Source organism: bacterium, from assembly GCA_027622355.1.
In the GTDB taxonomy this organism is placed as follows: domain Bacteria; phylum UBA8248; class UBA8248; order UBA8248; family UBA8248; genus JAQBZT01.
The window spans coordinates 1-11,114 of record JAQBZT010000065.1 but is presented as its reverse complement, the minus strand read 5'-3'; the positions used below and the strand labels follow the sequence as shown (position 1 = coordinate 11,114).

The window sequence follows — 11,114 nt, the reverse complement described above, 5'->3', positions numbered from 1 at the left end:
GGGGCCGGGAGAAACTCCTGGGCAACAACCCCATCGCCGTCGCCATCCCGGGGGAGCCGCCCATCGTCCTCGACATGGCCCTCAGCGTCGTCGCCCGGGGCTATCTCGTCCAGGCGGCGCGGGCCGGAAAGCCGATTCCCGAGGGCTGGGGCGTGGACGCCGACGGGAACCCGACGACTGATCCCAATGTGGTGCTCGAGAAAGGCTCCCTCTCGCCCATCGCCACCTACAAGGGGAGCGGCCTCTCGCTCGTCATTGACGCCATCCTCGGCGCCATTGCGGGCGGCGGGCACAGCCACCAGATCATCGGCATCATGGAGGACAATGGCCCGAGCGCGGTGCCCCACTTTCTGGCCGCCCTCAAGATCGAGGTGCTCCTCCCCCTCGCCGTCTTCCGGGCGGCGGCGGCGGCGTTCGCCGATTTCCTCCGCCAGTCCCCCCACGCGAAAGACGCCGAACGCATCTGGATGCCGGGCGAGATCGAATGGACCCAAAGGAAGGCGCGCCTCGATGGCGGCATCCCCCTCTCCGATGAGCGGGTAAAGGAGCTGACCGAGATCGGCGAGCGGCTGGAGCTTCCCTTCCCGGAGATGACCGGATGAGTTCTTCTCCCGAAGCGCTTTGCGCATCGGCCGCCGAGTTCGCCGCCGGGGCGGGCCGGGTTCTTCTCGAGCTTTTCGGGAAGCAGATCGTGGTGGACTACAAGAACAAGGCCAAGACTGATCCGGTCAGCGAGGCCGACCGCGCCAGCCAGGCGTTTCTCACGAAAGCCATCGCGGAGCGCTACCCCGCGCACGGCATCCTCGGCGAGGAAAAACCCGAGGACAAGGATCTGGCCAAGCAAGAGGGGGCGCAGCCCGTTCCGGATTATCTCTGGGTGCTCGATCCGCTGGACGGGACGAAAAACTTCCTGAACGGGCTCTCGGTCTGGGGGTGCTCGGTGGCGGTGCTCCACAAGGGGGCGCCCGTGGCCGGGGCCATCTTCACACCCGAGCCCTCCGCCGGCGGAGAGGGCACCATCTACCGCACCTGGCGCGGCGGCGGCGCCTGGCGCGGCGATCATGCCATCCAGGTGGCCGATGACCCCGCCCCCACCGGAAAGCGCATCGCCAGCCTCCCCGGCAGCCACTGGACGCAGTTCCGCCCCACGGGCCCTCTTCGCAAACAGCTCGGCGAGGTGCGGGCGCCGGGCTCAATCTCCTACGAACTGGCCCTCGTGGCACGGGGCGGGCTGCACTATGCGCTCTTCGGCGCCCCCAGCATCTGGGATGTGGCCGCGGGCATCCTCCTCGTCCAGGAGGCCGGCGGGGGGCCGCTCATCCGCCAGCCGGGGAGCGACCGCTGGACACCCTTCACCTTCTTTTTCCCGGAAGACGACGGCCCCAAGAACCTGGACGCCGCCCGCAAGTGGCACCGCTCCCTCCTCGCAGGGAATCCGGAACTCACCCGCTTCATTTCCCAAAACCTGAAAAAAGTGAATCGCCCCCGGCTCTGGTATGGCCGGAAGCGGCCGCCGGGCTAGGCGCTATCTTCTCCGCAAGGGAGAGACGGCGCGGGGGATAAAACGATCCTGGGGGATGGACTCGCCCGAGAAACCGGGGATGTCCGCCTGCCCGTCCACCAAGGCTCGCCCCCGGACAATGCGCAGCTTGAACTGCGGGAGCGGGCCCGAGGGCCTCGGATTCGTCATCTCGAAAGAGAAAGGGCGGCGCTCCCCGGGCCGGAGTCCCTCGACACGGTGCTGGGCCTGGCAGCAGGTTTCGCCTGCCCGAATCAGCGACGCCTCCAGGGTCAAATTGAAGAGGAAATCCGAATCCGTACTCTCCAGCACGCCCTGAAAACGGTAGACGGGGACACACTTGTCGCATTTGCGGGGACGGTAGACTTCAATCTCGGGGTTCAGGATGCGGACCCAGCGGTGGGCCTCCTGGCCTCGCTCGCGTCGGGCCAGGGCGATCGAGGTCCGAATCCGGGCCTTGTGAGGCGAGTTCGGATACCGCTCGAGGAATTGATACAGCGCGGAGATGCGGCCGGAACGCTCGGCCATCCGGAGCATCTCCCGCTCCATGTGCTGCGCCACCAGCTTTGCCTCGTGCGTCCCCCGGTACCGCCAGAGAAAGTCCCGCCACCTCTGCTCGTCGCGCACCTGGAGCACCCGCTCGAACTCCAGGCGCCGGTGCGCGGTCCGGGCCTCTTGCAGATAGGGGCTTTGGGGATGCTGCTGGATGTAAAGGAGGAGAGCTTCGGGGTTTTGCTCCGCCTTGGCCGTGTCCAGGAGAAGGCGCTCGAGGCGCTGGCGCGCGGCGGCCGTGTACTGGCTCTTCACCCGGAGGTGGCGCTTGAGAAACTGCCGGTAGGCCGGAATGGAATTTTTCGCCTGGGCTTCCTCGAACTCCGTGCGCTGGAGCCGGACCTCCGCCTGGGAGGCGAACCGGCTCTGGGGATACTTGGAGAGAAAATTCTTGACGGCTTCGGAATTCTTGCTGGAGATCGCGTCGTAATAGGTCAGGCGCTCCGCCCAGTAGCGCGCCTCGCGCACGAATTTTCCCGAGGGGTGCTGCGCGAGATAAATCTGATAGGCGTTGGCCGTGTGATCCTCCCCTGCTTTTCGAAAATCGGCCTCATCCAGAAGCGCGCGCACCTGCGCCGCCCGGGGATGATTGGGCTGGCGAAAGAGGAATTCACGGTAGCCCGCCGTCGAAGTCGGGCTCTGAACGGAATCGTAGCCCGAGGCCCCGCAACCCGCCAGGGTGAACAGCAAGGGCACCAGGAGGGCCAGCGCGATGTCACTCACTCTTCTCATGCGATCACACATCCGTTTCGGGGCGACCGGCGCTGCAGGGAGAATCGCTGTCTGCGCCGCACATTATATCGGAGGCCAGGGAAAACTTCTGTACTCCTCCGGACGCGGAAGGCGCGGCTCCCTCGCAAACGCTTTTACCCTTTGGTGGAAAACGGCCACTTCCTCCGGATCCAGAAGCACGTCCAGTTCCTTTTTCAGGCTGCTCTTTTCGTCGGACAAAATCCCGTCGAGGCGCTTCACGTCCGCGGCATGCTCCTCCGGCACGTGCGCGCCCGAATAATCCCAGATGACCGTGCGCAGCTTCGGGTCCACATGAAAGGTCAGACCGTGGTCGATCGCCCAGATGCGCTGATCGCGTCCCTTGAAGCAATGCCCGCCCTTGCGGTCCGTGTTGTTGACGATCAGATCGAAGGCCGCGAGCAAGACGAGCTCGGCTCTCCCCTCTTCCCGGAGGGAGAAGTAGTTGGACCGCTCGTCCGGCGGGATGTAGAGCTGCATGGAGCCCTCCCCGTGCGGCCCGTCGCGGATCACCGTCGGCGGCACAAAGTCCCAGCCCAGGGCCTGGCTGACCAGAAAGGCGCACCGCTCCCGCTTGTGCAGCGTACCGTAGGGGAAGTCCCACAGGGGCCGCTCGCCGCTCGCCGGCTTGTAGATGCCGATGAAGCTGAAGTCAGCTGCCTTCAGCTCGACGGCGAAGGTGTAGTTGGAGCCCTGGGGGAGAAGCTCCAAGCCCTGCACCTCACTCTCGGAGAGAAGCTTTTCGATTTTCCCGACCTGCAGGTTCCGGGAGATCTCCGAAGGGGAAGACAATTCCTATCCTCTCCGTGGCTCTGGAAGGCGGCGCCAGGCTTTCGGCCTAGTGGTGAAAATGGCCGTTCTTGTTGGGGTCCACCTTGCCGGTGGCCACGAGGGCGCCTCGGGACAAGGCATCCGTCCCCCGGCCCGAGGCGCACGCCTCAAGGCTTTCCCGCATGAATTTCCGCGCGGTCTCTTGGGTCAGGCTGAGCTGCAGCTTCGGCTCTGCGCCCGCGCCCTGCGCAAAAGACTCTTCCTCCTCCTCCTCCTCCTCGGAGTCATCGCGCTCATCGTGGAAAAAGAGGGAGATATAGTCCGGCCCCGGCCCAATCGCGAGACCGATGCGGCCCGCCTTGAACTCGAAGGTCTCATTGGTGTTCCGCTCCAGCGCGGAGGGGTTGTTGTCCAGTTCCATCACCCCCTGCACCTCTCTGCCGACAGCCCCCTCACCCGCATCCACCATGCGCTTGATGGCCATGGCCAGGCCGTAGAGCTGCTCCTTCTCAAGCCAGAGGGTCGCTGCGGCCGGCGGCTCCGCATCGGCGAGAATCCGGAATATCCGCTTCCCTGGAACGCCCAGCGCCTCGGCCTGAATACTCTCCACCAACCCTAGATTGTTCTTCGAACCATACATCAAAAAACCTCACCTTCTCTCATGGAGCGGCCGGCAGGACCTCCGCCAAGGATAATCCCAACCCTTCGGCCAGTTCAAGAAATCCCACGGCGGACACTACCGCCCCGCCCCCAAGCGCCCGAAGCGTTTCCGGGAGGGCCGCAAAGGGCCTATAATCGCAGGGAAATTCCGCCCGCCCCCGTCTTTTCGCTCAGGAGCTACCGACATCGTGTCCCAAGGCAAAGAGAATCCGCGAAGGGAAAACAAGCGGGGGCTCCTCGAATATTTCATCCTTGCCATCATGCTTCTCGTCGTCACCGTCACCGCCTGGACCTTGTGGGACAACGGCCTGCTGGCCACCTTGCGCGATCTGATCGGGGCTCCCCCTCCGTAAATTCAGCGCTTCAGCCTTTCGTTTTCCTCCTCCAACTCCTCCGGCTCCGCAGCGGCCCTCAGGTTCTCATCCAGCCGGACCCCCAGGCCGATGGCGACACGGTTCATGAAATTGAAATACCCGACAACCGCCGTCAGGTGCATGATGGCTTCATCGTCGAGGCCCGCCGCCCGAAGCGGCTCCAGATCCTTGCGGGAGGCGCTGCCCAACTCCCGCGTCAGCCGGCGGGCGTAATCGAGCATTGCCCGCTCGCGCGGCGAGAGATCGGCGGCATCGGGGTTTTCCTTCAGCGCCCGCGCCCGCGCGTCGTCTCCCAGTTCGCGACGGAGAAACTCTCCGTGACTGGTCTTTCAGTAAAAACAGTTGTTTTCCACCGAAACCGCAATCGCCACGAACTCCCGCTCCGCGCGAGAAAGCTTCGACTCCCCGTGCATCAAGGTGAGGTAGAGCTGGCGGTGCGCCCGCATGAATGCGGGGTGCAAACTGAAGGCCCGCGAGATGTTGGGCGGGCTGCCGAAGGTTTTCCGGCCGGCTTCATAAATCTGCTTTACGATTCCTGTGGCTTCTTCCTCGGGAACTGTCGCCACCCAGGCAATCTCTGGCCCGGATGGGTCGGAACTGTCAAGCATAGATACTCCCGGATTTTGCCGTAGGGCGGAAAGCGATCTTCCCCTGCGAATAGCACGCTTTTCCCCAGAAAGAAAGTAACCGCGTCCTGCCCTGCTCACCGGCTTGCGCTGAAATGCGGGGCAGGCGATATTCCCCATCATCGGCGTATCGACTTCACGGAAGGAGCCTGCGCCAGTGGCCGAAAGTGCCTGGGGCTCTCCCGTGAATCACCCCCTTGGCGGGTGGCCGGGAGCGACACCAGACTTAAACAAAAAAGTGAACTAATCGGTTCAAATGTCTCATATTTAATATTTTAAGCGACTGGAGAGGGAACCCAATGGGTAAAACCACATATGACTTTAGCGGAAGGGTGGCGGCCGTCACCGGCGGGGCAAAAGGAATTGGCCGGGGCACCGCCCTGGGCCTCGCCGAGGGCGGCGCCCGCGTCTACATCCTCGACGCTGACGAGGAGAAAGGGGCCGAGGCGGCAGGCGGCCAGGGAGATTTCATTCATTGCGACGTCACCCGGTCGGCCGTGGTGAAAACCAGCTTCGACCGCATCGCGGAGGAGGCCGGGCGGCTCGATATTCTCGTCCAGAGCGCGGGCGGCTTCTGGAAGCAGACGATCACCGAGGAGACCACTGAGGAGGAGTGGGACAACGTGGTGACCCTGAACCTGAAGGGCTCCTTTCTCTGCGCCCGCGCCGCCATCCCGGCCATGCGAAAGGAAGGCTACGGGCGGATCATCAACATCGGTTCCATGTCCGGCGTCACCACGCAGGCCCAGGCCTCCCCGCCCTACTCTGCCGCCAAGGCAGGCGTCCATGCACTGGCCCGGACACTGGCCTTCGAGCTCGGAAAATACGGCATCACCGCCAACGCCATCGCTCCCGGGACAACGGCCACCGAGCGGGTGATCGCCGTCCGCTCCCCCGAGCAGATGAAACAGATCGGCGCGGCCACCCTCATCGGCCGGATCGCCGAGGTGGACGATATGGTCGGATCGGCCCTTTTCCTGGCCTCGGAGGAGGCGGGCTACATCACCGGCCAGACCCTCTACGTCAACGGGGGCCGCTATATGCACTAGCGGCCGAAAGCCGGGAAACCGGCTCGTGAAAAAACCGGTAAAATGCTAATCTCATGACCATTATCTGCCATCAGGACACCCCATATCCCAAGGAGTCAGCACATGCCCCGCTACAAGAAGTCGGATGCACGTTCGTACTGCAAACAGAACATGAAGGGCATCTGGGCGGCGATACCCTATCCTTTCGATGGGAACGACAACATTGACGAAAAAGCCTTCCGGAAGGACCTGCGCTACTACATTGACGAGCTGAACATCCAGGGGTTTTTCGTCGGCGGGATGATCGGCGAGTTCTGGTGCCTGACGAAAGAAGAGCGCCTCCGGGGCCAGGAGATCGCCTGCGATGAGGCGGGCGAGGTCCCCATCATCGCCCACACCGGCCACACTTCAGTCAAGGAAGCCATCGAGCTGACCAACGCCGCCGCCAAGGCCGGTGCCACCTACGCCATCCTGGCGAACCCCTACCTCGGGGCGCAGGGCCACCCCGAGCGGGTGCGCGCCTTCTTCAAGGAGTTTTGCGACAACGTCGAGCTCGGCGTCTCGCTCTTCAACACGGGCGCGACGGGCTACTCCCTCACTCCCGAACTGGTCCGGGCGCTCGTGAATGATAACGAGAACCTCTGCTGCATCAAGAACGCCCAGCCGAAATACCACTGCGACGAAATGCGCGAGGCGGTGGGCGATGACATCGTCGTGAGCGACCCGATGGAGACCCAGTGGTTCTTCAGCCGGGCCTACCACAAGCAGCAGACCTTCATGAGCGGCCCCGACCCCTTCCTGCTTCAGCGGAAGGGCAACCTCCCCATGGAGCGCTACACGAACCTGATCGACGCGGGAAATCTCGAGGAGGCCTGGACGGCGCGCGAGGCGATGAACGGCGCCCGCCGCGTGGCCGAGAAGTGGCTATGGGGCCCCTGGTCGCGCGGCGCCTTCCCGATCCCGGCGCTGAAGAGCTGGATGGACCTGATGGGAATGGCGGGCGGCCCCTCGCGGGCGCCCATGATTCCCCTCACGGCCGGCGAGAAAAAAGAACTCGCCCAGGACCTCAGCGCCGTGGGCCTGATCGACTAGGCAGCGTCGTTTGCGATTCAACCGGCCGCGGCGGATCTTCTCTTCCGCCGCGGCCGTTTTTGTCTCCCCCCGCTGGAAAAGGAGCGAGGCCGCCCATGTCCGATTACCTTGAATTCGACCCCTCCGCCATCGAGCGGCGCGAAGTCTACCGGCTCCTGACGGGTTCGGTCGTCCCCCGCCCCATCGGATGGGCCTCTTCCGTCAGCGCATCCGGCGTCACGAATCTGGCCCCGTTCAGCTTTTTCACCGTCGTCTGCGTCATCCCCCCGATGATTTCGCTCACCATCGCGCGGAACCCGGACGGCACCGAGAAACACACCCTGATCAACGCCAAGGAGACCGGGGAGTTCTGCTTCAACGTGGTGACGATGGACACGTGGGAGCAAATGGTGGACTCGGCGAACGGAATCCCGGGGGAGCAGAGCGAGTTCGACGCCACGGGTCTGACGCCGATCCCCGGAACGAGGGTGAAGGCCCCCCGGGTCAAGGAAGCCCCGATTCATTTCGAGTGCAAGACCCACCAGGTCATCGAGCTGGGCCCCCACAAGCACCCGCTCCTGATCGGCGAGGTGGTCTACTTCCACGTTGACCCCAAGGTGATGACGGGCGGGTACATCGACATGAAGAAATTGAACCCGGTGGGGCGCCTCAACGGCTTCTGGCAGTGCGATATCGGACAGATGCTGGAGCGGAGGTTCGAGGATGGGCAGCCCCGATAGGGGCGGCGCCTCCAGCGGCCGGGCCCTCAGACGGAAAAGCCGCCCGACTGCCGCATTTTGAAAAAAGTCCGCTGCCCCTGGACCGCCCTCCCCTTCCGGAGGGTAGCGACCAAAGGGGCCTCATTCTCCTCACTCACCTCGCAGGCGGCGTGCGGCTCCTTGAACCCCTCCCGCTGCACGGTTTCAAACCCGTAGGAAAACAGGATGCGGGAGGTGGCCGGATGGGCGGCCATGGTGGAGAGGGAGTATATCGCCCCCGGCCAGGTTTCCAGCATGTAGAGCAGATTGGCGGTCATCACCCATCGGGCCAGGCCGAACCCGCGGAACTCGGGCGGGACGACCATCACGTCAATGCGCCCGTACCACCTGCGGTGGTTGTCGCCCGTTTGGAGGGCGCGGGTGGGATTGTTGATCACGGCAAAGCTGGAGACCCCGAGCGGCTCTTCTTTCCAGAAAGCCGCCATCACCCCATAGTGCGGGTCATCCCCCGCGTACTTCTCGAGGTAGGCCGACTCGATGCGGCCGGCCCCGCCCTCCTCCGGCTCCCCCTGGCGCAAAAGCATGGACTGGAGAAGACCCCGGCCCTCGAAGCGCATCGAGAGCGGCGGGCCGCAGGATGCCATCTGCTGCAAAGAAGGACCAGGCCGTTTCAAAACAGAAAACTTCCCCAGCAAATAAGACGATTCACTCCTTCTTTAAGTATACCTGAGAGAAGGTGCAAATTGAAGAATTTGGTAGTGGGTCAGTTTGCACAATGGACCCATGGTGTCATTCCGAAGGAGCGCGGGGTGGGGCCCGCAGCGACTGAGGAATCTGCTGTGGAAAAGCGGATTCCTCGCGCCTCCGGCGCTCGGAATGACAAGAAAAACAAGCCGACTGACCCATTACCCATAATTTATATCAACCTAAACCCCTACTTTGAAGCCGGCTTCCTCGACCGCCTTCTCCAGATCAGGGCGGGACGCGCGGCCCGTATCGAACTCCACGCTCGCCCTGCCGGCGGCGAGGTCCACCTCGGCCGCGGACACGCCCGGCACAGCGGACAGGGCGTTCTTCACCGCCGCCTGACAACCAGAGCAGGTCATGCCTTTCACGATCAATTCTATCTTATCCATCGCGCGCTCCTTTCGAAAAATATTGTGACTCTTGCCTGCTACCTTATGGGCAACTCCCAACGAAAAACGCGCTCATCCGGAGAGGCAATACCCCGGATTCGCAATTCCAGAACACCCTTGCTCTCCAACGGAAACTTTTTCCCCGCCTTATCGCCAGCCGGAAAACGAAGAATCCCGGATCGGTGATGCCCCCCACCGCCGGGCTCGAACCAGCCCAGCGGCCGGATCGGCGGGCCACCGTCCCGGTGCAACACGGCGAGCGTCTCTACCTGGAAACCGTCAAGCGCCACGGAATGGGTGTCCATCAACACTTGAAAGTCGAGCGTATCCCCCTTAACCTTGCCCAGCGGATTCAGGAACGTCACGTTGACATGTACTGCCGCCCGCGAATCCGTCCGCCGCAACGAGCGCTCCGAAGCGGCCCCGGCTCCGGAGACCAGCCCCAACACCAGTAAAGTGATAACCAGGCCCATCCACCCGCGATCCGATATTCCATTCATTCGCCTACCCTTTCCGAACAGGCAAAACCCGTTTTCCGCCCGTCTCATGTTTAGTCCCAGAAAAAAGAGGCAGCAACAACGCTCACCGAGACAGCAATCACCGCGTTTCGAACCGTCTTCATATTGCAGCGTGAAACCGCCGCCGCGGGAAACACTTGGGGCATCAGGCCGTGTTTTTGAAGAAAATACAGCATGTAGGACATCCCGATGAGGTTGGAGAAAATCCCCACCAGAAAAAATGAAGTCTGGTACTTGGTGACAAACACCGACAGGGCGGACAGGCCGAGCAGGGGGAGTGCACTCGTCACATAGTGCGCGCAACAGGCCACCATGGATCCCGCCGAGATTCCTCCCGTCGCCGCCACCTCCGCCGTCGCCCCCCGGATGCTTTCGCGGACCCGAAAGCGGACGTGCAGATACAGCGCGACCTGCACCCCGAAGCCGGCGGCGAGCAAGAGCACCCATACCCGCAGCCGCTCAAACTCCCGCAAGGCATAATCAAAGTTGCTGACCACCGTCAGCGCCCCGAAGAACAGCCCCAGGAGCGCCGCTGTTCCCGCCAAACCGCCTGCAACCGATTTCCAGATATCTTTCTTCATCATCCTTCCCCGATGTATTCAGCCTCAAACAAACACATCCCGTTTTGACCATGGATACACAAAAGTGCCTAAACTACTTGCTTCTCTCTTTTTTCCTGGCCCCCAGATGGTGCTTTGGCTTCCCTCTCGTGCCCTTCATCGGCTCCTTTGTCGCCGTGGCCCCCGCAACAGCCAAATCCAAAGCGGTGCATCACCACCATGAATCCCACCAGCAACACCACCCACAACCAGTCCATCACTTCCCTCCAACCCGCGCTTCCATCAAACGCGGAGCTATGTTCCCGGCCCTACCGGCCCGCCCGCCATCTCCGCAGATGGAGCGAGTTGCTCACGACCGAGACCGAGCTGAACGCCATGGCCGCCCCCGCGATCGCCGGCGTCAGAAAGCCGAACGCCGCAAGCGGAATGCCCAGCACGTTGTAGAAGAACGCCCAGAAGAGATTCTGCTTGATCTTCCGCATGGTCGCCCGCGAGAGGCGGATGGAATCCACCAGCCCCCGCAGATCGCCGCCCATCAGGGTGACACCGGCGGCCTCCATCGCGACATCGGTTCCTGTCCCGATGGCGAAGCCCACATCGGCGGCGGCCAGCGCGGGCGCATCGTTGATCCCGTCCCCCACCATGCCGGTCACCAGGCCGCTCCCCTTCAGCTCCGCAACCTTCTCGGCCTTCTGCTCGGGGAGCACCTCGGCCATCACGTTCCGGATGCCCACCTGGGCGGCGATGGCCTCGGCCGTCCGCTGGTTGTCCCCCGTCATCATGTAGACCTCGATCCCCATCTCCTGAAGGGCCGCGACCGCCTCCGGGGC

The 11,114-nt window shown here is 63.2% G+C and carries 16 protein-coding genes; 6 read left to right on the top strand and 10 right to left on the bottom strand.

The features are described from left to right. Both O2807_05680 and O2807_05675 read left to right on the top strand, forming a co-directional pair. Positions 1-602, top strand: a 602-nt coding sequence (locus tag O2807_05680; GenBank protein MDA0999994.1) for an Ldh family oxidoreductase, incomplete at its 5' end; no start/stop codon positions are given. After that, positions 599-1,522 carry an inositol monophosphatase gene (locus O2807_05675; protein ID MDA0999993.1) on the top strand — a complete coding sequence of 308 codons (924 nt, stop codon included), beginning with the start codon at positions 599-601 and terminating at the stop codon, positions 1,520-1,522. The genes O2807_05680 and O2807_05675, both read left to right, overlap by 4 nt. Before the next feature lie 3 nt (positions 1,523-1,525). On the opposite strand, the gene O2807_05670 is transcribed toward O2807_05675, so the two are convergent. The 3 genes from O2807_05670 to O2807_05660 all read right to left on the bottom strand — a co-directional run bounded on the left by O2807_05670 (position 1,526) and on the right by O2807_05660 (position 4,232). Further along, positions 1,526-2,803, bottom strand: a complete 1,278-nt coding sequence (locus O2807_05670; GenBank protein MDA0999992.1) for a hypothetical protein — start codon at positions 2,801-2,803, stop codon at positions 1,526-1,528. 63 nt (positions 2,804-2,866) lie between these two features. Continuing rightward, a complete protein-coding gene (locus tag O2807_05665; GenBank protein MDA0999991.1) occupies positions 2,867-3,613 on the bottom strand; it encodes an SCO1664 family protein in 747 nt (248 codons plus the stop codon). Between the two features lie 46 nt (positions 3,614-3,659). After that, a complete protein-coding gene (locus O2807_05660; GenBank protein MDA0999990.1) occupies positions 3,660-4,232 on the bottom strand; it encodes a DUF3090 family protein in 573 nt (190 codons plus the stop codon). A gap of 208 nt (positions 4,233-4,440) precedes the next feature. Here O2807_05660 and O2807_05655 point away from each other — a divergent pair, with 208 nt between their 5' ends. Then, on the top strand, positions 4,441-4,605 hold the full coding sequence (locus tag O2807_05655) for a hypothetical protein (GenBank protein MDA0999989.1): 165 nt from the start codon (positions 4,441-4,443) through the stop codon (positions 4,603-4,605). A 2-nt stretch (positions 4,606-4,607) separates the two neighbouring features. Here the strand turns inward: O2807_05655 and O2807_05650 are convergent, their stop codons facing one another. Beyond that, positions 4,608-4,847, bottom strand: coding sequence for a peroxidase (locus O2807_05650; GenBank protein MDA0999988.1), 240 nt, complete (start codon positions 4,845-4,847; stop codon positions 4,608-4,610). Positions 4,848-4,955: 108 nt separating this feature from the next. Continuing rightward, positions 4,956-5,234 carry a carboxymuconolactone decarboxylase family protein gene (locus O2807_05645; GenBank protein ID MDA0999987.1) on the bottom strand — a complete coding sequence of 93 codons (279 nt, stop codon included), beginning with the start codon at positions 5,232-5,234 and terminating at the stop codon, positions 4,956-4,958. A gap of 317 nt (positions 5,235-5,551) precedes the next feature. On the opposite strand from O2807_05645, the gene O2807_05640 reads away from it, so the two are divergent. The 3 genes from O2807_05640 (at position 5,552) to O2807_05630 (ending at position 8,091) form a co-directional block, all read left to right on the top strand. After that, a complete protein-coding gene (locus O2807_05640; GenBank protein ID MDA0999986.1) occupies positions 5,552-6,301 on the top strand; it encodes an SDR family NAD(P)-dependent oxidoreductase in 750 nt (249 codons plus the stop codon). Between the two features lie 102 nt (positions 6,302-6,403). After that, positions 6,404-7,372 carry a dihydrodipicolinate synthase family protein gene (locus tag O2807_05635; protein ID MDA0999985.1) on the top strand — a complete coding sequence of 323 codons (969 nt, stop codon included), beginning with the start codon at positions 6,404-6,406 and terminating at the stop codon, positions 7,370-7,372. Positions 7,373-7,467: 95 nt separating this feature from the next. Next, the gene (locus tag O2807_05630; GenBank protein ID MDA0999984.1) at positions 7,468-8,091 is read left to right on the top strand and encodes a flavin reductase family protein; all 624 of its coding nucleotides are present in this window, start codon (positions 7,468-7,470) and stop codon (positions 8,089-8,091) included. A gap of 26 nt (positions 8,092-8,117) precedes the next feature. On the opposite strand, the gene O2807_05625 is transcribed toward O2807_05630, so the two are convergent. From O2807_05625 to O2807_05605, 5 genes are all read right to left on the bottom strand, one after another. Next, a complete protein-coding gene (locus O2807_05625; GenBank protein MDA0999983.1) occupies positions 8,118-8,744 on the bottom strand; it encodes a hypothetical protein in 627 nt (208 codons plus the stop codon). 252 nt (positions 8,745-8,996) lie between these two features. After that, the gene (locus O2807_05620) at positions 8,997-9,206 is read right to left on the bottom strand and encodes a heavy-metal-associated domain-containing protein (GenBank protein MDA0999982.1); all 210 of its coding nucleotides are present in this window, start codon (positions 9,204-9,206) and stop codon (positions 8,997-8,999) included. A gap of 38 nt (positions 9,207-9,244) precedes the next feature. Beyond that, positions 9,245-9,679, bottom strand: coding sequence for a hypothetical protein (locus O2807_05615; protein MDA0999981.1), 435 nt, complete (start codon positions 9,677-9,679; stop codon positions 9,245-9,247). A gap of 77 nt (positions 9,680-9,756) precedes the next feature. Continuing rightward, a complete protein-coding gene (locus O2807_05610; GenBank protein MDA0999980.1) occupies positions 9,757-10,305 on the bottom strand; it encodes a hypothetical protein in 549 nt (182 codons plus the stop codon). Positions 10,306-10,592: 287 nt separating this feature from the next. Continuing rightward, positions 10,593-11,114 (bottom strand): HAD-IC family P-type ATPase (locus O2807_05605; protein MDA0999979.1); only part of this gene is annotated, 522 nt, incomplete at its 5' end.